Below are 24,764 nucleotides of genomic sequence, written 5' to 3'. Positions count from 1 at the left end.
CGTGAGATGAAAAAGTGGACTTGGATCTTATTGATTTTTCCTCTGTTTGCCAATGCTGCTTATCAGAGAAATGTTGCCAGACCTGTGAACGAAGTGGTGTTTGGCGCAGTGGATACCGTGCGCTACATCAGTCAAGAAGAAACCGTTCAGTCGCACGCGAATGGCTGGGAAACCTTGTTAGGTGCCGTCATTGGTGGTGTGGTTGGCAATCAGTTTGGTGATGGTACCGGGAGAGAGGTGGCAACGGCGGTAGGCGCCGTCGCGGGAGCCAGTGTGGCAAGGCATCGTGCCAATCAAATCTATAAAGTGGAGTACAAATTGGTTGAGCTGTTGATTGAAACCGACAGCGGCCACTTGGTGGATGTGATTCAAGATGTGGACCCCAACATGCTATTTAGTCGCGGAGATAAAGTCAGGATTTTGTATTTTGACAACGGCGTTCGGGTGGATAAGACCTATTGATGGAGTCGCACAGGCACTCAATCGTATTTGTACGTGACTTAGCTCTGGTTTTAACCGGGGATTTTAGTTAGTCTGCCAGTACGAAGAATTTTTCATTGCCCTCAATAGGAATGAGGGTGATAAAGGAACAACTCACTGAATGGAAAGCCTTACGTTACAACCGATCAATAAAGTCAATGGTGAGGTCAACTTACCTGGTTCAAAAAGTGTCTCAAATCGTGCGCTGCTGCTTGCTGCGCTAGCAAAAGGGACAACACGCCTGACAAACTTACTCCATAGCGACGATATTCGCCATATGCTCAATGCACTGACGCAACTTGGCGTCAGCTACACCTTATCGGACGATAAAACCGTCTGTGAGGTGGAAGGTCTCGGTCACGCATTTCATAGCGAGGGCGCACTTGAGCTCTTTTTGGGCAATGCCGGCACGGCGATGCGCCCATTGGCTGCGGCGCTCTGTCTTGGCACTGGCGATTATGTGCTGACTGGCGAGCCGCGCATGAAAGAGCGCCCGATTGGTCACCTAGTGGATGCGCTACGTCAAGCTGGTGCGGAGATCACCTATCTGGAAAACCCTAACTATCCACCGCTGAAAATTCAAGGCACGGGGCTTTCTGGTGGTACCGTTGAAATTGACGGCTCCATCTCGAGTCAGTTTTTGACCGCATTCCTTATGGCAGCACCGCTGGCGAAAGGGGATGTCGCGATCAAAATCATTGGTGAGTTAGTCTCAAAGCCTTACATCGATATCACTCTGCACATCATGAAGCAGTTTGGTGTTGAAGTAGAGAACCGCGACTACCAAGAATTTGTGATCCAGAGTGGCCAATCTTATCTCGCCCCGGGTGATTTTCTGGTTGAAGGTGATGCCTCTTCCGCGTCTTACTTCTTGGCTGCCGCCGCGATTAAAGGCGGAGAGATCAAAGTCACCGGCATTGGCAAAAACAGTATCCAGGGCGATATTCAATTTGCTGATGCTCTTGAAAAAATGGGCGCTCAGATTGAGTGGGGGGATGACTACGTCATATCACGCGTGGGCGAGCTTAAAGCGGTAGATATGGATTTCAACCATATTCCCGATGCGGCGATGACCATCGCCACCACCGCGCTGTTTGCAAAAGGGACAACCGCGATACGCAATGTTTATAACTGGCGCGTGAAAGAGACAGATCGCCTATCGGCGATGGCAACGGAGCTGCGTAAAGTCGGTGCAGAGGTGGAAGAGGGTGAGGATTACCTTATCGTGACGCCGCCAGCAACGCTGACACACGCTGCGATCGATACCTACGATGATCACCGTATGGCCATGTGCTTTTCGTTGGTTGCACTGAGCGATACGCCAGTGACGATTAATGATCCCAAGTGCACCTCTAAAACCTTCCCAGACTACTTCGAAAAATTGGCGGCGCTGAGCTGCTAACGAGGGTGAATGGATTAAAGCCAAGGCAAAAGTCCTTGGCTTTTTTTGGGGCGAGAGAGGGGCTATCGCTCGGTTATTTTGCGAGTGTAAACTCTTTAGACAGGTGATGAGCGAGGTATTTAAACATGTTGAATACGGCGGTCGTCTCTTGGGTAGGTAGGCCATTGTCATCAAGAAAGTAGTCACCTTTGAATACCAATACGTCCTCTTTTTCTTCTACGCTGGTCGCTCGCATCCCTTCGATATAGTCATCATGTTCTTGGATGATGTGATTGGCGATCATCAATAATTCCGCTTCTGAGATGGTCTTTTTATCGCTCATGGGGTTACCTCTTTGATATTGATAGCCGAATTCTAAGCATCTTTTCCATAATTTCAATGCGTGTTTACGTTGGATAAAGAGGACAGTGCGGCTACGCTTTTGTGAGCAAATGCAAAAATCGTTTCGATTTCTAAAGCGCATCGCTGAGTCTATCTATAGTATGTGCGCCCTTCTTTATTACCCATAGTGGGAGAGTCGTCGAATTGTCGAGCAGTCAATTGACTTTTTTAAAAAAGGTATTGATCTTCTTGCAATCTCGCTCAATAGTAAAAAAAGAAGCAAAATTTTAAGTATATCGTGCGTTAAAAGCGCTGCCGAAATAGGACACTTGAGTCGATTATGGGTAAGTCACTGGTTATTGTGGAGTCGCCAGCCAAAGCGAAGACCATCAATAAGTATTTAGGTAAAGACTTCATTGTGAAGTCGAGTGTTGGTCACGTCCGTGACCTACCAACTGCGGGTCAAAGCACAGGCCAGAAGGCGGCGGCGATCTCGACAAAAGGTTTGAGCGCTGAAGAAAAAGCCAAAATCAAGAAAGAGAAAGACAGGAAAGCACTGATCAAAAAGATGGGCATCGACCCATACCACGGTTGGGAAGCAAACTACCAAATCCTACCCGGCAAAGAGAAAGTGGTTGCAGAGCTGCAAAAGCTTGCTAAAGACGCGGACGCCGTCTATCTCGCCACCGATTTGGACCGCGAAGGAGAAGCCATCGCTTGGCACCTTCGTGAGATCATCGGCGGCGATGAAGAGCGATACAAACGCGTTGTATTTAACGAAATTACCAAGAACGCGATTCAACAAGCATTCCAAAAACCGGGTGAGTTGAGCATGGACGGCGTCAATGCACAGCAAGCGCGCCGTTTTATGGATCGCGTTGTGGGCTTTATGGTGTCACCACTGCTGTGGAAAAAGGTGGCTCGAGGCTTATCTGCTGGTCGCGTGCAGTCGGTAGCGGTGAAACTGCTGGTTGAGCGTGAGCGTGAAATCAAAGCATTTGTTCCTGAAGAGTTCTGGGACATTCATGCCAACACCAAAACGGCGGACAAGACGGATTTTCGTCTTCAAGTCGCGCAAGAAAATGGCACGGCATTTAAGCCCGTCAATGAAGCGCAAACTCAAGTGGCGCTGGATGTGCTCAAAAACGCCACGTTTGAAGTGTGCAAGCGCGAAGATCGCCCGACATCCAGTAAGCCTTCCGCACCTTTCATTACTTCAACGTTGCAGCAAGCGGCGAGTACACGTCTTGGCTATGGCGTAAAGAAAACCATGATGCTGGCTCAAAGGTTGTATGAAGCCGGTTACATCACCTATATGCGTACCGACTCGACCAATTTGAGTGCAGAAGCGGTCGACAGTGTGCGTGGCTTTATTGGCAGTGAATACGGTGATGCCTATTTACCCGCCAAACCGAATGTTTACGGCAGCAAAGAAGGGGCGCAAGAGGCGCACGAAGCGATTCGTCCTTCTGATGTCGCGGTGAAAGCCGAGGATTTACAAGGCATGGAAGCGGATGCGCACAAACTCTATGCTTTGATTTGGAATCAGTTTGTCGCATGTCAGATGACCCCTGCTAAGTACGATTCCACCACCGTTAGCGTTAAAGCGGCACAATACACGCTGAAAGCGAAAGGTCGTATTCTTAAATTTGACGGTTGGACACGCGTTCAGCGCCCGATGGGTAAGAACGAAGACCAAATTCTACCGCCAGTGCAAGTGGGCGATCACGTTGACCTAGTGAGCTTAGATCCTAAGCAGCACTTCACCAAGCCGCCTGCTCGTTTCACCGAAGCGGCACTGGTTAAAGAGCTTGAAAAGCGCGGCATTGGCCGTCCGTCGACGTACGCATCTATCATCTCTACCATTCAAGACCGTGGCTATGTGAAAGTGGATCAGCGCCGTTTCTATGCCGAGAAGATGGGTGAGATCGTCACCGATCGTCTTGATGGTAGCTTTGATGAGCTGATGAACTACGAGTTCACGTCTAAGATGGAAGAGAAGCTCGACCAAATCGCTGAGGGTTCCGCCAACTGGAAATCGGTCCTCGATAGCTTCTTCAAAGATTTCACTCAAGATCTTGAACAAGCTGAGCAAGATGAAGAAGAAGGCGGTATGAAGCCTAATCATATCGTTTACACCGACATCGAATGCCCGACCTGTTCACGTCCAATGGGAATTCGCACCGCATCGACAGGGGTTTTCTTAGGGTGTTCGGGCTATGCGCTGCCACCGAAAGAGCGTTGTAAAACCACCATTAACCTCGGTGACGAAGAGGGCATCATCAATGTCCTTGAAGAAGACGTTGAAACCGCGGCATTGCGAGCGAAGAAACGTTGTCCTATCTGTGAAACCGCGATGGACGCGTATTTGATTGACGACAAGCGCAAACTGCACGTGTGTGGTAACAACCCGAACTGTGAAGGTTATGTGGTTGAAAAGGGCGAGTTTAAAGTCAAAGGGTACGATGGCCCTGTCGTTGAGTGTGACAAATGTGGCAGTGACATGGTGCTGAAAAACGGTCGATTTGGTAAATACATGGACTGCACCAGTGAGACCTGTAAGAACACGCGTAAGATTCTGAAAAATGGTGAGGTAGCGCCGCCTAAAGAAGATCCTGTACATCTTCCTGAGCTACCTTGTGAGAACTCAGAGGCTTACTTTGTGCTCAGAGACGGTGCGTCTGGTCTCTTCCTCGCAGCGAGTACGTTCCCGAAATCTCGTGAAACTCGCGCACCTCTAGTTGAAGAGTTGGTGAGATTTAAAGACCGTTTGTCGCCTAAGTTCCTCTACTTGACCGAAGCGCCGCAAAAGGATCCGGACGGATTGCCTATGGTGGTTCGCTTTAGCCGTAAGACTAAAGAGAACTACGTGCGCTCAGAAGTAGAAGGCAAGCCAACGGGTTACACCGCTTTGTATATCGACGGAAAATGGGAAGTGTCGGACAAGCGTAAAAAATCCGCCAAGTAACATGACGATGTCTTTACGATAAGCACGTCTTCAGCAGACCCCAAAGGCAGCCAATCTAGGCTGCCTTTTTAGTTTTAGAACTAACAATAATAAGTATGGTGAATGGGATGGCGATCCCCATTTGCCAAATAAATAATCAACTTTGTGATGATTCGCTGGTTCTGTTTTGACATTTTCAATCTGAACTTCTATTGATCTATCTCTGGTGAGATAAAAAGATGACTCTAAAGTTAAGACTATTTTTCGCAATCTTCGTACTCTGTGTGGCGTTCGGTTTGGCAGCCTATGCGGTCTCTAAGCATATTATCGATGATATTATCGAGGAATTGATGTGGAAGTATGGTCAAATCATCGCGCAATATGATGTAGAGAAAACTCTTGCGCCGTTGACCACGGAAATCGCCTTGGCGCAGGAGCTGGCAAGACACCCCAACATCACCTCCTGGGCGCAGAATGCTCAAGATGGTGTTTATCGCTCCGTGGCCCAAGAAACGCTCGAACACTACCGATGGCGCTTTGATTCCAAAAACTTTTTTATTGCACTCGATCAAGACCTTTCCTATCACTTCAATGATGTCAACAGTATTAGAACGGGTGACTTTCAACGATACACCTTAGAGCCTAACGCGGATGACGACCAATGGTACTTTGAGCAAAAATCGAGCTTAACGCCTCTGGCGGTCAACATTGATAAAGACTCTCACTTGGGGGTAACCAAAGCGTGGATCAACCAAAGCGTTATTGTCGATGGCCAGTTTTTGGGCATTGTCGGTACGGGGCTGGATATTGATATGTTGGTCAGTCAGCTTAATCACCACAAAAACTCACCACTCTCGACCCTGTTTATTGATCGCCAATTGCGCGTGCAATTGATCCGAGATTCCGATCGCTTTGTGTTTCCACTGGGCGAGCAAGGTCAAAGCCGCCCGACACTGCAAGAGGTGATAGACAACGACAGTGATTACCAAATCATCCAGTCGGCGTTGTATCAACAACTGAATGGCCGTGAGTCACAGTTTCTGATGCTCAAGCAAGATGCAGGTAATGTAGTGGCCATGATGCATTACATCGACGCATTGGGCTGGTTTGAGTTGACGCTGCTGAATGTAGACGCGGTGCTGCCACTCTTTATGCTGGATTATTTGTTGTTTATTTACCTAGGCCTCGCGTTGGTACTGAGTGTACTCTTCTACCTGTATGCAGCCAAAGAGTGGTTGATGCCGCTAGAGAGGTGGTTCACGCGCCTACACACGATGGCTCGTGGTCGGCGTCACTCCCATTTGGATGCTGTGACCGTTGATGCGGACTTAGCGGTTGTTGAAAGAGAGCTCTTAGAGGCGCGTCAAAGCGTCGAGAAGTTGGTTGTCGCGCGGACCGCCGCGCTCGATAAACTGGCGACCTATGATGTGATGACGCACTTACTTAATCGACGTGGCATAGAAAGAGAAGTGACGAATGAGCTTGCTCGAGGTAAGCGCGAACAGAGCCAATTCGGCTTGATATGGGTGGATGCTGGGCTTTGTGACGCGCTGAGTGCGGAGCACATAGGGCAAGACAAAACGCCTTGTTTGAAGTCGATTGCCGTAGCCATTTCAGATACGATTCGTGAGTATGACCTTGCTGCGCGTTGGGGAGAAAGTGAGTTTTTGTTGTTGATCAAAACCGATCAGAGGGAAGTGCTAAGCACGTTAGCACAGCGATTGATTGACACGATTCAACAGCAAAGAGCCCAAGACCAATTGCCCGCCTTATGTTTGTCCGTTGGTGGCTCTCTGATTAGTTCTGAGATGACCTTGCATCAAGCTTTATCGGTGGCGGATCGCGCCCTCTATCAGGCCAAAATTAATCAAGAAAAAATATATATTCACCACTGCCCACATGACACCCTGAATCAACTAATGGAACTGTCATAAAACATAAATAAAACACAGGTTTATTACTGAGCAAGAACGTCACTCTCTTGTGGTGATCTTGTTAATCTTATGTGAGCAATCGCTTATGTAATGTGAGCTGAATCAGCCATCCGCAAAGTAACTCATCTTACCATCTAAGTACGGTATATTTTAAATTGTAATCTTGGGCAAATAAGATAACGTAGAGTAAATCGCCGTGTTAAACGTTTACGTAGCAAAATGCGCGTAAGATCTATGCAGTTTGCATGCGCCATTCGCTAACGCTGTCAGATTTTGGAGCGTCGATGAGCCCCCCAAATATTACACTTTCTCATCGACAATATTATAAAAATGGAGATTAAAATGGCTGGTGTTTTAGGTATGATCCTCGCAGGTGGCGAGGGTTCGCGTCTGCGTCCTCTAACTGAATCAAGAAGTAAACCCTCGGTGCCTTTCGGCGGGAGTTACCGTCTGATTGACTTTGCGTTGAACAATTTCGTTAATGCGGATTTGATGCGCATTTACGTGCTGACGCAGTTCAAGTCTCAGTCTCTGTTCCATCACTTGAAAAAAGGGTGGAACATCAGCGGGATTACGGATCGCTTTATTGACCCGATCCCAGCGCAAATGCGCACGGGCAAACGTTGGTACGAAGGCACGGCAGATGCGATCTACCAAAACCTGCGTTTCATGCAGTTGTCGGAGCCAGAGCAAGTGTGTATTTTTGGCTCTGATCACATCTATAAAATGGATATCAAACAAATGCTTGATTTCCATAAAGAAAAAGAGGCTTCCCTGACCGTTTCTGCGTTGCGTATGCCACTGTCAGAGGCGTCACAGTTTGGTGTGATCGAGGTGGATGAAGAAGGTCGCATGATCGGATTTGCTGAGAAGCCAGCCAATCCGAAAGCGATTCCAGGTGACCCTGAGCACGCGCTCGTCTCTATGGGTAACTATATCTTTGAAGCAGAGACGTTATTTGCTGAGTTGATTGAAGACGCCGACAATGAAGCGTCATCGCATGACTTTGGTAAAGACATCATTCCTAAGATGTTCCCAAGTGGCGACGTGTTCGTTTACGACTTCAGTACCAACCGTATCACTGGCGAGAAAGAAGAAGTGTATTGGCGCGATGTGGGTACGATTGATGCCTACTGGCAAGCGCACATGGACTTACTTGCCAAAGACGCGCCATTCTCGCTCTATAACCGTAAATGGCCACTTCACACCTACTACCCACCATTGCCGCCTGCAACGTTTAGTGATTCGGACAATGGTCGAGTGCAAATTATTGATAGTTTAGTGTGTAACGGTAGTTTTGTACGCGGTTCGCGTATTGAAAAATGTGTGCTTGGCTTTAGAAGTAATATTGCATCTGCGTGCGATATTAGCGAAAGTATCCTTTTAGGTGACGTGAAGATCGGCGAAGGCTGTGTCTTGCGTCGCGTCATCATCGACAAGGATGTGGATATTGCGCCAGGGACGCAAATCGGTGTGAACCTGACGGAAGATAAAAAGCATTTCCACGTGTCGGATGACGGTGTTGTCGTTATTCCAAAAGGAGCACGTGTTGGCTACTAAGAATCTCTCTATTCTCTTTGTAGCATCGGAAGTAGAAGGATTGATCAAAAGCGGTGGCTTGGCAGATGTTGCCAAGGCACTGCCTGAAGCCCTTTTTGAGCTCGAGCAAGATGTGAGACTCACACTTCCCGCTTATCGCAAGGTTGCAGGCATTGAGTCTGCGACTGTGGTTTTAGAGACGGCATTAGAGCACTGGCCTCATACGCCTTATTGCGTCAAGCAGCTAGCGCTATCGGGAATCACTGTGTATGCCATCGATTGTCCGCAGTATTTTGACCGTCCTGACATGTACGCCGAGTACAATCAAGCCTACTCAGACAATGGTGAACGCTTCGCCTTTTTTAGTGCGGCGAGTTTGGACATGCTGCCGAAACTGGGCTTTCAGCCGGACATTGTCCACGCCAATGACTGGCACACGGGTCTGGTTCCATACCTTCTCAAGCATCGTTACGCCAGTGACGATTTTTTTGCTCATACCAAAAGCATTCTTTCCGTGCACAACGCGGTCTTCAAAGGTGTCTTTAGCTATGATGAGCTCGGCGATCTGCCTGAGTTCCAGACGCATTACGCGCCGGATGCCGCAGTGAGTGCAACGCACATCACCATGCTTCGCGCTGGGGTGAAAACCGCTGATAAGGTGAACGCGGTTAGCCCGACGTACGCGCAAGAGCTCAAGACGGAACTGGGCAGTCATGGTATGGCGCAAGATTTTCAAAGCCGAAGCCATGATCTGGTGGGGATTCTTAATGGTTGCGACTACAGTACATGGAACCCAGAAACAGACACCCACTTACCGTTAAATTACCGAGCGACGAAGCAGAGTATGGTACGCGGTAAGAAAGCGTGTAAGGCGGCGCTGCAAGCAAAAGCGAAACTGAGCGAAAAAAACGTCGCGATGTTTGGCATGGTTTGCCGTTTGACGCAGCAAAAAGGGTTACATTACCTGATCCCTATTCTGTCTGAGTTTCTCAAACACGATGTTCAGTTGGTGATTGTTGGGACCGGCGACCCGATGTTGGCAAGCCATCTTAAAGCGCTCTCAGCCACACACAGCGACAAATTTGCGTTTATCGAGGCTTACGATGAAGAGCTTGCTCACTTGGTGGAAGCGGGCAGTGATTTCTTCTTGATGCCGTCAGAGTTTGAGCCTTGTGGTCTCAATCAGATCTACAGTATGGCTTACGGTACGCTGCCAATCGTTCGTGGTGTGGGTGGACTGAAAGATACGGTTCACCATTACGACGATGATCCGTCAATCGCTACTGGGTTTGTGTTTGATGAGCCAACGCCGACTGCGTTGTTGTTGACTATGCTTCGTGCTTTGCTGCTCTACGCGCAAAATCTCAATGAGATAAAACGGGTTCAATTGCACGCGATGACAGAAAACTTCTGTTGGGAAAAAGCGGCGGGTGAGTACATCGAACTCTACCACAGTGCTTTAAGCGCCTAACACTAGGTCATTGAATTGCGGACGCTATTTTTTAGTCTGTTCGCGTAAAGACGACAATAGGTCCGCATAAAGAAAGCGCCTGAGGGGTTTTGTGCTTGCACAGTCTCACGGCGCTTTCATTTTTTCTAACATTTCCGATTGCACTAAAGTGGCGGTTTTCGTTTATGCTAAACAAAAACACGGGCGCTTTTGTGTTACCCTGCGCCCTGAATTGTGTGACGATAACGGTTATTTTTCGACTATGACTCAAAGCTTGCTATTCCATAAGACTTTTAAACACCCCACTAGCGATGAGTGGGTGGTCTTTGTGCATGGCGCAGGCGGCAGCTCATCGATTTGGTTTAAACAGATCAAAGCCTACAAGCAGCATTTTAATTTGCTGCTGATTGATTTGCGCGGCCATGGAAAATCGAACCAGCTGATTAAGGAGATCATTGCCAATCGCTACACCTTTAAAGAGGTCACATTAGACATCTTAAAAGTGCTCGATCACCTAAAGATTCAGTCGGCACATTTTGTCGGCATGTCGCTTGGAACCATCATCGTCCGTAACTTAGCGGAGCTAGCGACTGGGCGCGTAAAAACCATGGTGTTAGGTGGCGCCGTCACACGACTCAACACACGCTCTCAAGTACTGGTGAAGTTGGGCAATCTGTGTAAACACATTGTGCCCTACATGTGGCTCTATCGACTGTTTGCCTACATTGTGATGCCGCAGCGAGCACAAAAAGAGTCGCGACATATGTTTATCCGCGAAGCGAAGAAGTTGTGCCAAAAGGAGTTCAAGCGTTGGTTTATTTTGACCGCAGAGGTGAACCCTCTGATGCGCTACTTCAAAGACCGCGAGTTACCTATTCCTACGCTCTATCTGATGGGTGAAAAAGACTACATGTTCATCACCCCTGTGAAAGAGATGGTCTCAGCACATACGCTCAGTGAGCTGCATGAAATTCCTGACTGTGGCCATGTGTGTAATGTTGAGCGCCCAGATGAGTTTAACGATCACTCCATCGCCTTCATTCAGCAACACCTCACTGCTTAATCTCGGTTGACTCCAAGCACACTCAAGTTGGTTTGGTGTGCTCGCACTGCCAACATAACTGAAAATGGTCGTCATTTTCTTCTTGGCAAGTCGGGCAAACCCAAACCATGTTTTCGGGGGTGTCCTGTTGGAAATCATCAATCAGCGCGAGTGCCGCCTGCTTCTGTTCTGGGCGAGTTAACCAAACGTACGGGCTGGCCTCTTCGCCAAACGGAATCTCTCCTTGCAAGCCGAACAAACCTTCACCTCTCACCTCACAGGCTATTCCTTCGCTGCGCAGCATTTCACACACGATGTGTGCTTGTGGTGGTGTCGTGGCAATAAAAATTTTCAAGACGCTTGCCCATTGGATTGCGGTGTCGCTTTGAGCTTGGCCATTACCCATTTGGCAATGATTGGGAATACCCCGAGCAACGCAAAAGAGGCGAGTACTGTTGGGGAGACGATGCCTGACAAACTGTCGATTTGCGCTAGCTGAGTCCCGGCGTTGAGGTAGACGGCCGTGCCCGGCAACATACCCAGTTGACTAACCAGATAGAAGCGCGCGATGGTGATGGGCGTAAGACCCATCAAGAGGTTGATCAAAAAGAAAGGGAACACCGGTATAAGGCGCAGTGAGAAGAGATAAAACGCACCATCTTTTTCGACCCCTTGGTTAATTGTCGCGAGCTTATCGCCAAACTTGCTTTGTACCCACTCTTTGAGTAAAAAGCGGCTGCTTAAAAACGCCAAGGTGGCACCTATCGTACTGGCAAAAGAAACGAGCAATAAACTGGTCCAAAAGCCAAACAGCGCAGCGCCAAGCAAGGTGACGACGGCTGCTCCAGGGATCGAGAAGGCGGTGATAGCGACATAGGCGAAGAAGTAACTCAGCGCGGCTAGGGCAAAGTGGGTGTCAATGATTTCAGCCAGCGCTTGCTGCTGAGCTTTGGCGTTATCAAGTGTCAGGTATTGACCAAAGTTTGCGCCTAAAAACACAATCAGAGCGAGCAAACCAATACCTAAAAGCAGTTTCTTGTTCATATGGATCCCTTTGAAAACATCATCATTGATCATTGTTAGATATGAACCAAAAAGCCAGTAAAAAATTTCGCCCTAAGGGGAAAACACGTTGAATTCTATGACTAAGGAATGGAAACGCTGAAAAAGCATCGGCTAAAAACGTCTCAAGCCAGCGGTGTTCGGCTGGCTTGAGAAGGGTATTGGAATTAATGAGCGCTATCGCTGACTAGCTTTGCAGCTGATTCAGGAGCTCGTCGCGTCTTGCTTGAGGGACCACAGACCAGTGCGTGCCTTTAATTGCCCCCTCAAGTGCCCACAGCAGGTCGATGCTGACGTCGGCAGAGTGTGTGGAACGAATCGCTTTATACGCTTCCACTGCGCCCGTCTGCTCCAAACGGGAGACACTGTCGATACCCGCTTTCTTGAGCATTCGCTCGGTCGCTAGACGCAAGTTCGGCAGATCTTTCAGGCGCGTTGGTTTGGCGTTGGTTTGACGCTGCTTGTCTTTGTTGGCCGCCTCTAGTGCAGTGTTTGCCATCGCAATAGTCTGAGCGACATCCTGATCCCAGTCATGGCCAAGGGCGTAGTATTTGGTGACCACAGGGAAACCACGCTTTTTATACACGTATGGCTCGAGTCCCTGAGCATTAAACTGTTGGGCCAACGAGTCGTCGGCGCGTATGTGAAGTTTGTCATTTACCACGAGGGCAAACATGGTGTCATCAGCGAAGATTCCGAATCCACCAAACATTGAGCGAGACTTGATCTTGCCCAATGGTTCAAACAATCGCATTGAGTCTTTTAAAATTGGTTTATCCATGCTGTTATTCTCGGTGTATTACAATACGCCACCAAATTCAGGTCCGAGAGATTAGCAAAAATATGCAGGTTTTGTGTCAGTAGGGTGTCATTCTGGCTCATAAAAGAATAATCCTACTCACGGTGTGAGCGCATAATGCGCGCGCAACGTTTAACTCATTGTATTCTTTGCTTTTGATAAAGAATTACGAAGTGCACATTTGCCATCGGCAACCCCGCTACCAAGCAGTCATCAACGTTGAAATAGTTGAGTGGCTGCAACAGGCCGGAAGCTTTGCGTCCCATCCTTTCGAAATGGTTTGCCCTGTTCGTGGCATTCGTCGAACATAATAAGCATAAATAATTTATGGGCTAAACATCACGTTTTGATGGGTTAAATGTGATCTTAGTTCATAAAATAGAGGGGTGTTACCGAGAGAATAAAGCCCAGCGGATGAGAAGTATTCTCGCTGGGCTAGTCGATGTGATGTGCTGAACTTGTTCGTTGGTCTATTTCACCGTCGCCACGGTATCGCGCTCGACGATTTCTGGGTGCATTTCAAAAATACGTTTTTCATGCTCTTTGTCTTTAATACGTTCGAGCAAAATCTCAAATGCGTTTTTACCCACACGGCGCTTCGGCTGGTGAACCGTCGTTAGCGGTGGTGAAAAGTACTCGGCTAGCTCAATGTTGTCATAACCAATGACCGACATGTCTTCTGGAATACGAATGCCTTTTTGCTGTAAACGGCTCATCAAACCGAGCGCCATCGTATCGTTGAAACAGAATACTGCGGTTGGCTTTTCGTCCATGGCGACGATTTTGTCCGCGGCAAGCACGGCGGTATCGCACTCAAAGTTACCTTCTAAGATCCAATCTTCGTTGACGCTCAAACCCGACTCGTTCATTGCGCGCTTAAAGCCTTGGATGCGCTCTTGGCAGGCCGCTTTTTCAAAATGCCCACTCAAGCAAGCAATGCGCTTGTGGCCGTGATCAATCAGGTATTTTGTTGCGAGGTAGCCGCCTTCTTCCGAGTTGTCGATGATTTTATCGGCTTGTGAGCTTTCCGGGCCCCAATCCATCACCACCTTAGGGATGTCTTTATGACGGTCAAGCATTTCGCTCAACTCTTCGGTCAAATCTGAACACATCACTAAGATGCCATCGACGCGCTTTTCCGCCAGCATGCGAATGTAGTCACGTTGTTTCTCGTAGATGCCGCCAGTGTTACACAAGATCAAGGTGTAGCCTTGACGGTAGCAGTAGCTCTCAACCCCGTCGATCACTTCCGAGAAGAAAAGGTTGGTCGATTGAGTAACCAGCATGCCTATTGTGCGTGTCGAGTTACATTTCAGGCTGCGTGCAACGGCACTTGGGGCATAGTTCAACTCTTGAACCGCTTCCATCACTTTTTCTTGCGTGGCTTCAGCGACAAAGCGTGTTTTGTTGATCACATGGGATACAGTGGTGGTCGAGACACCCGCTAAGCGAGCGACGTCTTTAATCGTGGCCATATGGTTTTGTCCTGTCGATGACTGCCTACTATTCTATGAAAAGTTAAGTCTATAAAAGTAAAGTCTATACAAAGTTTAGAGTATGTAGACAGAAAGTATCAGAAACACAAAAACCGCCCTCAAAAAGCGGTTTGTATTTATTAGTTTTATCGTTTGCGAACCGGATTGTAGTCCGCAACGTCGATTTGGGCAAATAAAAAACCCGCCTTTGGGATCTCGCCACACCTTTTGTATGGGCTTAATCGCTATCGCCTTGCAGGTAGGCTTTATCCAATTGAATGAACGCGCACAATAGCGACGACAGCGCCGCATAGAAGCCGAATGTGTCGAGGCGCTGGCAGCGCTCGGCAAACCTCTCAATCCAAGGGAGTAGATGCTGCTCAATAAAATCGGCTTGCTCTTGGTAGGCGAGATGCGTGTCGCCTGCCGTCTGCTCTGCTGCATGAGCGCCGCGCACAATCAGGTTACCTAAAAAATCCAACTCTATCGCGAGATGATCAGAAGGTTCATTGAGCCCTGAATGCACGGCCACGCCATGTTGTTGGAGCAGAGTGTCCATCTGTTTGGCGGGCTCCCCATTGAGCAGTCCGGATTCATCTAAGTAGACAGAGGCGTAAGGCAACGCGCTGTCTCGGTCGGATTTTAAAAACAGGTCGCAATAGTCGGCTGATAGTTCCAACTGAGCATCTGGCCTGTCTTGCAATCGGTTCAATGTATCGATGAGCCTGTCTGCGGCTACGTTAAGCTCAGGGGTTTGTGCAAGTCCCGTCAGAAAGGTACGTGTGTCCACCGAATGATATTGGGCCAGCTCTTGCTCTGAGAGCTCTTTGGCAAACACGCTCGAAAACCACCAGTAGAGCTCGGCGCGTTGCTCATCAAAGGCGCGCTGCTCTTTTTCGGCGGGAGATAAAGGGTCGGAAATCTGGGCGTTAGGTGTCTCTGGCATGATGGGCTCTCAACTGAATCAGATGCCGTTAAGTCTAACGGATAAAAATGAACAGCGGTCAACCTGATTATGAGAAGAAATGGTCAAATATGGCAATTTGTGAACAGGGCAGCAAAGCTTGCTTTGCATCAATGAATCGCCAACTTTTCACCTCCCAAAGAGGACAAAGATGGAGTTGTGACTAATTATGAATAGAATAAAGCCATTGAATCAGTGTGTGAATAAGTGAGTAGAGCCGATGAGCTACCACATTTTGGTTGTTGAAGATGATGAAGTGACTCGCCGTAAATTGGCGGGCTACTTTCAAACCGAAGGGTATCAGGTGAGCCAAGCTGAGAATGGCGCGCAGATGCGCGACGTACTCAGTAGCAGTCGGGTCGATTTGGTGATGCTGGATATCAATCTGCCCAGCGAAGATGGCTTGATGCTGACGCGTGAACTACGCAGTCAATCGGACATCGGTATTATCTTGGTGACCGGGCGTACCGACAGCATTGATAAGATTGTTGGTTTAGAAATGGGCGCGGACGATTATGTCACCAAGCCATTTGAGCTTAGGGAACTGCTCGTCAGAGTCAAGAACCTCTTGTGGCGCATCGCACTGGCTGCGGGAGCGCAAAACGCGGGCAGCGATCAGCAAGACGGCGTGGTCCGCTTTGCTGAATGGACGTTCGATATTCAGCGCCGCGCTTTGAGCCGAGGGGATGAACCGGTCAAACTGACTAAAGCAGAGTATGAGCTTTTGGTGGCGCTCTCCTCTCACCCTAACCAAGTGCTCAGTCGGGAACGCATTCTTAATATGATCAGTCATCGTGTGGACGCACCCAATGATCGCACTATCGATGTCCTGATTCGACGCATGAGAGCGAAGATGGAGGTGGATCCAAAAAATCCGCAGATATTCGTCACCGTGCATGGCGAAGGCTACATGTTCGCCGGAGATTAACGTAGTTCGGCAATTAACGAGCGAAAATTGACGCAAAAGAAACGAAAAATCCAGGCATGCAGCCTGGATTTTTGTTTTAGGTCGAAGACGTTATCCGTCTACGCTGGCGGCCGGTTAAACGTCGCTCTGCGCAGCCTCCACCTCTAAGGCTTGCTCTTCATAATCGGACGCCCAGTCGCGGAGGTGTTGCCAAATGGTGCCCAGCGTTTCATGCCAGTAGCGCTCAGTTTGTTCGAGATATTTGCCCTTCGGCGCGTACTTCTCCCACGCTTGATCGATGTTTCTCTGCGCTAGGTAGTTGGTCGGCGCGGCGTAAGGTTTCAATCCTGCGGAGTGGAATTCATTCAGGGCACGGTTCATGTGACTGGCCGATGTGACCACCACCAACTTCTTGTTCTTAACGAACGCTGCCGCTTGGCGCGCTTCTTCCCAAGTATCTTTGGCGGTTTCGAGCAGAATGATGTCAGATTTAGAAACGCCAAGCGCCAGCGCTACTTTAGCCATCATGCGCGCATTGCTCACTTCAGAACCGGCGGCATAGCCTGAGAGAATCAGTTTAGAGCCCGGATAAATTCGCATCACACGAATCCCTTCGGTCAAACGCATTAGGCCGGCGCGACTCAGTTCTGAGGTGGGCGGAATGTCGTCGTCCACAACATGGCCGCTGCCAAGCACCATCACATAATCAATCGATTCATCGACAGGAAAAAAGGCCGAGTATTGGCGCTCGATAGGCATGAGAAGACGTGATGAAACGGGCTGGAAGGCAACGAGAAAAATGCCAACAAACGAGAAGAGAACAACGAAACATCCTGTTTTTTGTTTTCGTGTGAACATGACGAGCATGAGTCCCACAAGGCCAATGATCAGCAGGGCTGGCAAAGGCATAAGTAAAGCCGAGACGACTTTTTTCAGCTCAAACATACTTAAATAGTCCGAAAAAACACCAGTTGATTATAATTTAAGAGAAAGCCTCTTTATTCCTGCCTTTCTTGTGACAGAATAGCAGCACGATTCAACATCATAACTCAAGCTGCTGTGACTGAAGACCGCAATTTCGACGATATTGCCCACAAATTTGCAAAAAATATATACGGCTCTGACAAAGGCGAGATTCGACAAGTCATTGTTTGGGAAGACCTTCAAACCATCCTCGCCTCGTTACCCGCCAGTGATTCACCACTCGACGTGCTCGATGCCGGGGGTGGGTTGGCACAAATGTCGCAAAAGCTGGCGAAACTAGGCCATCGCATTACGTTATGTGATCTATCTTCTGAAATGCTGCAATTAGCTGAGCAGGATATTGCAAAAAATGGCTTGCTTGAGCAGTATCGCTTGATTCATTCGCCCGTTCAATCCATCGCTCAACACCAGCAGCAACCGGCGGATTTGGTGATGTTTCATGCCGTCATGGAGTGGTTGGCTGAGCCAAAGCCAGCGCTGCAAACGCTGTTAGAGCAGGTCAAACCGGGCGGTATCGCGTCGGTCATGTTCTACAACCATCATGGCCTCGTGTACAAAAATGTCGTGTGTGGCAACCTTCCGCATGTGTTAGAGGGAATGCCGCACCGAAAGAGATTTAAGCTTCAGCCCCAAAAAGGGCTTAAGCCTGAAGATGTCTACCGTTGGATAGAGGAGTCGGGGTTTCACATTGAAGGGAAATCCGGCATTCGTTGTTTCAGTGACTACATTGGCGATCGCCAGTATATGGGCGACTACACCAGTGAGGATGTCTTGGCCCTAGAGAGGCAACTTTGCCGCCAAGAACCGTATGTGTCGCTCGGACGCTATATCCACGTTTGGGCAAGAAAGAATTAAAACAGGATAAACCATGAGTGAAATGACTCTGAATGCCGCTGAGCAACCGATTGATGAGTTGGTGGGTTGGGTCAAGCAGCATGATTTTTCATTGAACCTGACCAACGAACGCTTGGCCTTTTTGATCGCCATTGCCGTGTTGAGTAATGAAAGGTTTGATGAAGAGTTAGGTGAAGGGGAGTTGCATGATGCGTTCGCCATTGTCACTCGATTGTTTGCCGATTCGGGCGAAGCGTCGGCGTTTCGCGCCAACAACGCCATCAATGACATGGTCAAACAGCGCCTTATCAGCCGCTTTACCAGCGAAATTACCGACGGTGCGAGTATCTATCGTCTCTCGCCGTTGGCCATCGGCATTACGGACTACTATGTTCGTCATCGCGAATTTTCCAAACTGAAACTCTCTATCCAACTGTCTATGGTGGCGGACGAAATGGCGAAAGCCATTGAAGCGGCACAAAAAGGCGGAACGGCGGGTCATTGGAAGAAAAACGTTTACGGCGTGCTGAAATACTCAGTCGGTGAAATTTTCGATCAGATTGATTTAAACCAGCGCGTGATGGATGAGCAGCAGCAGTCGGTCAAAACACAGATAGCTGAGCTACTTAACAAAGATTGGCGCGATGCGATCAATAACTGTGAATCCTTGCTGTCAGAAACCTCCAGCACACTGAAAGAGCTGCAAGACACCTTGCAAGCGGCGGGTGATGAGCTGCAAAGCCAAATCCTCGATATTCAAGAGTTGGTACATGGCGATGATGAGCTCGAGTTTATTGCCGAAACCCTGTTTGTGTTGCAGATGAAGCTCGACCGCATCACCAGTTGGGGTCAGCAAGCGATTGATCTCTGGATTGGTTACGATCGCCATGTGCACAAGTTCATCCGAACCGCCATCGACATGGACAAAAACCGCGCGTTTAGCTCGCGCCTACGTCAGTCGGTCAAAGACTACTTTGAGAACCCTTGGTACCTCACTTACGCCGATGCGGAGCGGTTGAGCGATTTACGTGATGAAGCCTTGGTGTTGCGTGATGATGAAGTGACCGGCCAGGTGCCACTCGATGTGGTCTACGAAGAATTTCAGCAAGTGAATGATGCGCTGTCTGAGCGCATTGGGGAGATGCTCCAAGTGCACAAAGCGCAGGGGCAGCCTATTGATTTAGGCCAAGTGCTGCGCGACTACCTCGCCGAGCACCCCTATACCCATCATTTTGATTTAGCCAGAATTGTTGTCGACCAAGCGGTGCGACTGGGTTACTCCGAGTCCGATTACCAAGCGATTCAGCCCGATTGGCAAGCGATCAACAATTATGGTGCAAAGGTACAAGCCAATGTCATCGACAGATACTAATGAATACATGCCAGAGAATCTGGTCAAAGCGATCTCTAATCCGCTGTTTCCGGCGCTAGACAGCATGCTGCGTGCCGGGCGTCACATCTCCAGTGAAGATCTCGACAACCACGCCTTACTGTCGGATTTTGAAGTGGAGCTATCGAGTTTTTATCAGCGTTACAACACCGAACTGGTGAAAGCGCCTGAAGGTTTCTTTTATTTGCGTCCGCGTTCGACGTCGCTGATTAACCGCAGTGTCCTGTCTGAGCTCGATATGCTGGTGGGTAAAGTGTTGTGCTTTTTGTATTTGAGCCCAGAGCGTCTTGCTCACGAAGGCATTTTTACCAACCAAGAGTTGTACGATGAGCTTCTGTCACTGGCCGATGAGTCCAAATTGATGAAACTCGTGACCAACCGAGCCAGCGGCTCTGATCTCGACAAAGAGAAACTGTTCGAGAAAGTGCGCACCTCGTTGCGCCGACTGCGCCGTTTGGGCATGGTGATCAACATCGGTGAAACCGGAAAATTCAGCATCAGTGAAGCTGTGTTCCGTTTTGGTGCGGATGTTCGTGTCGGTGACGATATGCGTGAAGCGCAGCTACGCCTCATCCGTGATGGTGAAGCAGTGGTTCACACCAAAGAGCCGAGCCAAGGCGATCTTTTGCACAGCGATAACCTAGATGCGCCAGAAGGCGAAGAAGAACTGACACAAGCAGGTGAAGCATGATTGAACGCGGTAAATATCAATCACTGACAATGGTCAACTGGAATGGCTTTTTTGCCCGCACTTTTGACATTGATGATCTGGTGACCACCTTATCGGGAGGGAACGGAGCGGGCAAATCGACCACCATGGCGGCGTTTATCACCGCGTTGATCCCTGACCAAACCTTGCTTCACTTTAGAAACACCACCGAAGCTGGCAGTAGCCAATCTTCCCGCGACAAAGGTCTCTACGGTAAACTTCAACCGGGTGCCTGTTACGCGGCGCTCGATGTGGTCAACTCGCGTAAGCAACGCCTACTGTTTGCCGTTAAGCTGCAACAGGTGGCGGGGCGTGACAAAAAGGTCGATATCAAACCCTTCGTCATTCAAGGCCTGCCAAGCCATGTCAAACCTACCGATGTACTGATTGAAACCGTCTCGGCGACCCAAGCGCGCGTACGTCAAGTCAACGAAGTCAAAGAGGCAGTGGTCCAATTTGAAGGGGTGCAATTTAAAGCTTTCCCATCGATTGTTGATTATCACGCGCAGATGTTTGAATTTGGTGTGATCCCGAAAAAGCTACGTAACTCGGGCGATCGTTCCAAATTTTACCGCTTAATCGAAGCCTCACTGTATGGCGGTATTTCCAGCGCCATCACCCGTTCGCTGCGTGACTACCTACTGCCACAAAACGGCGGAGTGAAGAAAGCGTTCCAAGATATGGAATCGGCGCTGCGTGAAAACCGCATGACGCTTGAGGCGATCAAAACCACTCAAGCGGACCGAGATCTATTTAAACACCTGATCACCGAGTCAACGAACTATGTTGCAGCGGATTATATGCGTCATGCCAACGACAGACGCAATAAACTCGATCAGACCTTGGCGCTGCGCAGCGAGTTGTTCAGCTCACGTGAAATGTTGATCGAACAAAACGCGTTGCTGACACGCGTGCAAGAAGAGCTTGATCTGTTAGTGGAGTCTGAATCAGGACTAGAGCAAGACTACCAAGCCGCATCCGACCACTTGCAACTGGTGCAAACTGCGCTGCGTCAACAAGAGAAAATTGCCCGCTACCAAGATGATCTGGAAGAGCTCAGTGAGCGTCTTGAAGAGCAGATGATGGTGGTGGAAGAAGCGAATGAGCGAGTTCACATCGCGCAAGACCAAGCGCTGGTATTTGAAGAAGAAGTCGATAGCTTAAAGAGTCAGTTGGCCGATTACCAACAAGCGTTGGATGTTCAGCAGACGCGCGCGTTGCAATATCAGCAAGCGGTGCAAGCGCTGGAAAAAGCCAAAACGTTACTGGGTGACAATAATCTGACCGCCGAGTCGGCGCAAAGCTTGGTGAGCAGCTTGAAAGCTGAGCAGGGCGAGCGCACCGACGCCTTACTCGCGATGAAGCACAAACTTGATATGTCGAGTGCGGCGGCCGAGCAGTTTGATAAAGCCTTTGCGCTGGTTGAGTCTGTCGTGGGCAAGGTAGCTCGCCAAGAGGCGTCAGAACGCGCTAAAGCGTTGATCAATCAAGCGCGCGATGCGCAGCAAACGCTGCAAAACGAAGCTCAACTGCGCGCCCAACATCGTGATGTTGAACGCAGCTTAACTCAGCAGCGTAGCGCCGCAGAGCAAGTGGCGAGCTATCAAAAGCAGCACAACGTCGCACTGGTTGATGAACTGACGTTTGAACAAGAGCGCGAACGCCACAGCGCGCTGATTGACTCTCTTGAGCACAATCAAGAAGCATTGCGTGAGCAGCGCAGTGAGCAGCGCCGCAGTGAGCAAGATTACGCTGCGCAGATCACCCAGTTGGAAGCGCTCGCTCCGGCTTGGATTGCCGCGTCTGATGCGCTAGAAAACCTGCGTGAGCAAAGCGGTGCTGAGCTTGGCGATAGCCAGTCGGTGATGGCGCACATGCAGCAAGTGTTGGAGCAAGAGAAGCAACAATCTCTAGCGAAAGAGAAACTGGCAGAGCGCCGCACGACACTCGATAGCGATATTGAGCGCCTCGCCTCACCGGGTGGCTCGAACGATCCGCGCCTTAAAGGATTGGCGGATACACTGGGTGGTGTGTTGCTGTCTGAAATCTACGATGACATCACTATCGACGATGCGCCGTACTTCAGCGCCATGTATGGCCCTGCTCGTCATGCGATTGTGGTATCGGATTTGTCTGGCATCGAGCAAAAGTTGGTTGAGCTGGACGACTGCCCAGAGGATCTCTACATCATTGAAGGCGATATTGATGCCTTTGATGACAGCAGTTTTGATGCGCAAGAACTAGAAGGCGCCGTCTGCGTGCGCATGAATGAGCGCCAAATGCGTTACTCGCGATTCCCTCAGATCCCACTGTTTGGGCGTGCGGCGCGTGAACAGCGCCTTGAGCTTTTGCGCAGTGAACGTGATGAGGTCATCGAAGCGCACGCCAAAGCGGCGTTTGATTCGCAAAAACTGCAGCGCCTTTACCAAGCATTCAACCGTTTTGTTGCAGAGCACATTCAGGTCGCTTTTGATGACGATCCTGAGCAAAGCCTGCAAGTCGCGCGTGAGAAACGCACTCAAGTGCAGCGCACCTTAGCCGAGTTAGATGGGCAAGAAGCGACCTTACGCGGTCAGCTGCAAGCGAGCAAACAGGCGCTCAGCGCACTGGATAAATTAGCGCCCATGATGTCGCTGGTGGAAGACGATACCTTGGCTGAGCGTTTCGGCGAGCTTGACGCGCAGATGAGCGCCTTGAGCGAAGCGAAAGCCTTTATCAACCAACATGGTAAAGCGATTGAGCAGCTCACGCCGATCGCCTCCGCGCTTGAGGCTGACCCACAGCAGTTTGAAGCGCTGGAGACGAACTATCGTCAAGCCGATGAGGCACTGCAGCAGATCAAAGCACAAATTTTTGCGCTCTCTGATCTTATTGAACGTCGCCACTACTTCGCTTACTCCGACTCTATCGACATGTTGGGTAAGAGCAGCGAGCTCAGTGAGCAGTTGAAGGCCAAGTTGGCACAAGCGGAAGTCAACCGTGGCCGAGCGCGCGAAGAGCTTAAGCTTGCGCAAGACCAACTGAACCAATACAACCAAGTGCTCGCCTCTTTGAAAAGCTCTCACCAAGCCAAAATGGAAACGGTGCAAGAGTTTAAGCAAGAGCTGCAAGAGTACGGTGTCAACGCCGATGAAGGCGCGATGGAACGTGCTGAGCGCCGTCGTGATGAGCTGCATGAACGTTTGCACAGCGCGCGAGCACGTAAGAGTGAGTATGAGCGCACCATCACCTCGACAGAGCTTGAGATGAAAGGGCTGGCTAAGCGTCTGAAGAAAGTACAAAAAGAGTACACGGATCTGCGCACGTTCGTTGTGGCAGCAAAAGCGGGTTGGTGCTCGGTACTTCGATTGGCGCGTGAAAATGATGTCGAGCGACGCCTGCACAAGCGTGAGCTTGCCTACCTCTCTGCGGATGAATTGCGTTCGATGTCGGACAAATCATTGGGCGCGCTGCGTCTTGCGGTGGCCGACAACGAAGATCTGCGAGATGCGCTGCGCCTTTCGGAAGACAACGCTCGCCCAGAGCGAAAAGTCTTGTTCTACATTGCGGTCTACCAGCATCTGCGCGAGCGCATTCGCCAAGACATCATTCGCACCGATGATCCTGTGGAAGCGATCGAAGAGATGGAAGTGGAACTGGCGCGTTTGACCGAAGAGTTGACCCAGCGTGAAAACCGTTTGGCGATCAGCTCTGAGTCCGTTGCTAGCATCATCAAAAAGACGATTCAGCGTGAGCAAAACCGCATTCGTATGCTGAACCAAGGCCTCTCGAACATCTCGTTTGGTCAGGTGAAAGGGGTACGTCTGAACGTGAAGATTCGTGAAAGTCATGAGGTGCTGTTAAACGGCCTAGCGACCGGTCAAGAGCAGCACAAAGACCTGTTTGAGTCGATGCGTTACACCTTCTCAGAGGCGATGGCAAAATTGTTCCAACGTGTGAACCCACACATCGATATGGGCCAACGTTCACCGCAAGTGCTGGGTGAAGAGCTGCTCGATTATCGTAACTACCTTGAGCTGAGCGTCGAAGTGAACCGTGGCTCAGACGGTTGGCTGCAAGCGGAGTCGGGCGCGCTCTCTACTGGTGAAGCGATCGGTACCGGTCAATCGATTCTTTTGATGGTGGTACAGAGCTGGGAAGAGGAGTCTCGCCGCTTACGCAGTAAAGAGATTGTGCCGTGTCGTTTGTTGTTCCTCGATGAGGCGGCTCGATTGGATGCCAAATCGATTTCAACCCTGTTCGAGCTGTGTGACCGCCTCGATATGCAGCTGTTGATCGCGGCGCCTGAGAACATCAGTCCAGAAAAAGGCACCACGTACAAGCTGGTTCGTAAAGTCTTTAAAGACCACGAACATGTGCATGTGGTGGGCCTAAGGGGCTTTGGTCAAGGCGAAAAGCCTAAGAGTGAAGCTGCTCAACTCATCGAAGAGTTTTAACATCAACGCCCATCTTTTGATGGGCGTCGTTTTATTGGTTTAAGGGACGTATCGGTTTAACGGACTTATATGTCGAAACGTCGCGTACT

19 protein-coding genes and 1 riboswitch are annotated in these 24,764 nt (G+C 49.6%); of the genes, 12 read left to right on the top strand and 7 right to left on the bottom strand.

All coding sequences use genetic code 11. From position 1 onward, the window contains the following. Positions 1-6: 6 nt before the first annotated feature. A complete protein-coding gene (locus AC6R10_RS01770) occupies positions 7-462 on the top strand; it encodes an outer membrane lipoprotein (RefSeq protein ID WP_487903235.1) in 456 nt (151 codons plus the stop codon). A gap of 139 nt (positions 463-601) precedes the next feature. After that, positions 602-1,882, top strand: coding sequence for a 3-phosphoshikimate 1-carboxyvinyltransferase (gene aroA / locus AC6R10_RS01765; protein WP_500634156.1), 1,281 nt, complete (start codon positions 602-604; stop codon positions 1,880-1,882). A gap of 73 nt (positions 1,883-1,955) precedes the next feature. Here aroA and AC6R10_RS01760 read toward each other — a convergent pair whose 3' ends face one another. Further along, complete coding sequence (locus tag AC6R10_RS01760; protein WP_334551034.1) at positions 1,956-2,204, bottom strand: YciN family protein; 249 nt, start codon at positions 2,202-2,204, stop codon at positions 1,956-1,958. A gap of 339 nt (positions 2,205-2,543) precedes the next feature. Between AC6R10_RS01760 and topA the strand changes: the two genes are divergently transcribed. The 5 genes from topA (at position 2,544) to AC6R10_RS01735 (ending at position 11,136) form a co-directional block, all read left to right on the top strand. Further along, complete coding sequence (gene topA / locus AC6R10_RS01755; RefSeq protein ID WP_500631907.1) at positions 2,544-5,171, top strand: type I DNA topoisomerase; 2,628 nt, start codon at positions 2,544-2,546, stop codon at positions 5,169-5,171. 218 nt (positions 5,172-5,389) lie between these two features. Continuing rightward, positions 5,390-7,084, top strand: coding sequence for a GGDEF domain-containing protein (locus AC6R10_RS01750; protein ID WP_500631908.1), 1,695 nt, complete (start codon positions 5,390-5,392; stop codon positions 7,082-7,084). Between the two features lie 342 nt (positions 7,085-7,426). Further along, entirely contained in the window at positions 7,427-8,644 is a 1,218-nt protein-coding gene (glgC, locus tag AC6R10_RS01745; RefSeq protein WP_500631909.1) for a glucose-1-phosphate adenylyltransferase, read from the top strand. Beyond that, positions 8,634-10,094, top strand: coding sequence for a glycogen synthase GlgA (gene glgA, locus AC6R10_RS01740; protein WP_500629086.1), 1,461 nt, complete (start codon positions 8,634-8,636; stop codon positions 10,092-10,094). Before glgC ends, glgA begins: the two co-directional genes overlap by 11 nt. 241 nt (positions 10,095-10,335) lie before the next feature. Then, positions 10,336-11,136 (top strand): alpha/beta fold hydrolase, encoded by an 801-nt coding sequence (locus tag AC6R10_RS01735; protein ID WP_334551028.1) that lies wholly within the window; start codon positions 10,336-10,338, stop codon positions 11,134-11,136. Positions 11,137-11,158: 22 nt separating this feature from the next. Here AC6R10_RS01735 and AC6R10_RS01730 read toward each other — a convergent pair whose 3' ends face one another. From AC6R10_RS01730 to torD, 5 genes are all read right to left on the bottom strand, one after another. After that, the gene (locus AC6R10_RS01730; RefSeq protein ID WP_500671295.1) at positions 11,159-11,470 is read right to left on the bottom strand and encodes a putative signal transducing protein; all 312 of its coding nucleotides are present in this window, start codon (positions 11,468-11,470) and stop codon (positions 11,159-11,161) included. Then, positions 11,467-12,159, bottom strand: a complete 693-nt coding sequence (locus AC6R10_RS01725) for a TVP38/TMEM64 family protein (protein ID WP_500671294.1) — start codon at positions 12,157-12,159, stop codon at positions 11,467-11,469. Before AC6R10_RS01725 ends, AC6R10_RS01730 begins: the two co-directional genes overlap by 4 nt. Positions 12,160-12,364: 205 nt before the next feature. Beyond that, positions 12,365-12,958, bottom strand: a complete 594-nt coding sequence (locus AC6R10_RS01720) for a TfoX/Sxy family DNA transformation protein (protein ID WP_500631912.1) — start codon at positions 12,956-12,958, stop codon at positions 12,365-12,367. A gap of 204 nt (positions 12,959-13,162) precedes the next feature. Beyond that, positions 13,163-13,271, bottom strand: a riboswitch (cyclic di-GMP riboswitch). 175 nt (positions 13,272-13,446) lie between these two features. After that, positions 13,447-14,451 (bottom strand): HTH-type transcriptional repressor PurR, encoded by a 1,005-nt coding sequence (purR, locus tag AC6R10_RS01715; RefSeq protein WP_500629083.1) that lies wholly within the window; start codon positions 14,449-14,451, stop codon positions 13,447-13,449. Positions 14,452-14,689: 238 nt separating this feature from the next. Then, complete coding sequence (gene torD, locus AC6R10_RS01710; protein WP_500671293.1) at positions 14,690-15,397, bottom strand: molecular chaperone TorD; 708 nt, start codon at positions 15,395-15,397, stop codon at positions 14,690-14,692. Between the two features lie 238 nt (positions 15,398-15,635). Between torD and torR the strand changes: the two genes are divergently transcribed. Beyond that, positions 15,636-16,343 carry a two-component system response regulator TorR gene (torR, locus tag AC6R10_RS01705; RefSeq protein WP_500631914.1) on the top strand — a complete coding sequence of 236 codons (708 nt, stop codon included), beginning with the start codon at positions 15,636-15,638 and terminating at the stop codon, positions 16,341-16,343. 114 nt (positions 16,344-16,457) lie between these two features. Here the strand turns inward: torR and elyC are convergent, their stop codons facing one another. Continuing rightward, complete coding sequence (gene elyC / locus AC6R10_RS01700) at positions 16,458-17,267, bottom strand: envelope biogenesis factor ElyC (RefSeq protein WP_334551018.1); 810 nt, start codon at positions 17,265-17,267, stop codon at positions 16,458-16,460. Positions 17,268-17,363: 96 nt separating this feature from the next. Here elyC and cmoM point away from each other — a divergent pair, with 96 nt between their 5' ends. The 4 genes from cmoM to mukB are packed head-to-tail and all read left to right on the top strand — an operon-like array spanning position 17,364 to position 24,675. Then, complete coding sequence (gene cmoM / locus AC6R10_RS01695; RefSeq protein ID WP_500631950.1) at positions 17,364-18,161, top strand: tRNA uridine 5-oxyacetic acid(34) methyltransferase CmoM; 798 nt, start codon at positions 17,364-17,366, stop codon at positions 18,159-18,161. Between the two features lie 13 nt (positions 18,162-18,174). Next, positions 18,175-19,512: a chromosome partition protein MukF gene (mukF, locus tag AC6R10_RS01690; protein WP_487902687.1), complete on the top strand. Its 1,338-nt coding sequence runs from the start codon at positions 18,175-18,177 to the stop codon at positions 19,510-19,512. Beyond that, entirely contained in the window at positions 19,493-20,221 is a 729-nt protein-coding gene (gene mukE / locus AC6R10_RS01685; protein ID WP_334551013.1) for a chromosome partition protein MukE, read from the top strand. Before mukF ends, mukE begins: the two co-directional genes overlap by 20 nt. Continuing rightward, positions 20,218-24,675 (top strand): chromosome partition protein MukB, encoded by a 4,458-nt coding sequence (gene mukB / locus AC6R10_RS01680; protein WP_500671292.1) that lies wholly within the window; start codon positions 20,218-20,220, stop codon positions 24,673-24,675. Before mukE ends, mukB begins: the two co-directional genes overlap by 4 nt. The last annotated feature ends 89 nt before the right edge of the window (positions 24,676-24,764 follow it).

This window comes from Vibrio sp. R12-SG2-ISO1 (assembly GCF_059834045.1).
Note: the sequence above shows the minus strand (reverse complement) of the source record. Positions and strands in the feature narration are given on the sequence as shown.

Excerpts from the sequence above, each read along its gene's own strand:
- AC6R10_RS01770 (WP_487903235.1), top strand. The coding sequence starts at position 7 with ATGAAAAAGTGGACTTGGATCTTATTGATTTTTCCTCTGTTTGCCAAT.
- aroA (WP_500634156.1), top strand. The coding sequence starts at position 602 with ATGGAAAGCCTTACGTTACAACCGATCAATAAAGTCAATGGTGAGGTC.
- AC6R10_RS01760 (WP_334551034.1), bottom strand. The coding sequence starts at position 2,204 with ATGAGCGATAAAAAGACCATCTCAGAAGCGGAATTATTGATGATCGCC.
- topA (WP_500631907.1), top strand. The coding sequence starts at position 2,544 with ATGGGTAAGTCACTGGTTATTGTGGAGTCGCCAGCCAAAGCGAAGACC.
- AC6R10_RS01750 (WP_500631908.1), top strand. The coding sequence starts at position 5,390 with ATGACTCTAAAGTTAAGACTATTTTTCGCAATCTTCGTACTCTGTGTG.
- glgC (WP_500631909.1), top strand. The coding sequence starts at position 7,427 with ATGGCTGGTGTTTTAGGTATGATCCTCGCAGGTGGCGAGGGTTCGCGT.
- AC6R10_RS01735 (WP_334551028.1), top strand. The coding sequence starts at position 10,336 with ATGACTCAAAGCTTGCTATTCCATAAGACTTTTAAACACCCCACTAGC.
- AC6R10_RS01725 (WP_500671294.1), bottom strand. The coding sequence starts at position 12,159 with ATGAACAAGAAACTGCTTTTAGGTATTGGTTTGCTCGCTCTGATTGTG.
- AC6R10_RS01720 (WP_500631912.1), bottom strand. The coding sequence starts at position 12,958 with ATGGATAAACCAATTTTAAAAGACTCAATGCGATTGTTTGAACCATTG.
- purR (WP_500629083.1), bottom strand. The coding sequence starts at position 14,451 with ATGGCCACGATTAAAGACGTCGCTCGCTTAGCGGGTGTCTCGACCACC.
- torD (WP_500671293.1), bottom strand. The coding sequence starts at position 15,397 with ATGCCAGAGACACCTAACGCCCAGATTTCCGACCCTTTATCTCCCGCC.
- torR (WP_500631914.1), top strand. The coding sequence starts at position 15,636 with ATGAGCTACCACATTTTGGTTGTTGAAGATGATGAAGTGACTCGCCGT.
- elyC (WP_334551018.1), bottom strand. The coding sequence starts at position 17,267 with ATGTTTGAGCTGAAAAAAGTCGTCTCGGCTTTACTTATGCCTTTGCCA.
- mukF (WP_487902687.1), top strand. The coding sequence starts at position 18,175 with ATGAGTGAAATGACTCTGAATGCCGCTGAGCAACCGATTGATGAGTTG.
- mukE (WP_334551013.1), top strand. The coding sequence starts at position 19,493 with ATGTCATCGACAGATACTAATGAATACATGCCAGAGAATCTGGTCAAA.
- mukB (WP_500671292.1), top strand. The coding sequence starts at position 20,218 with ATGATTGAACGCGGTAAATATCAATCACTGACAATGGTCAACTGGAAT.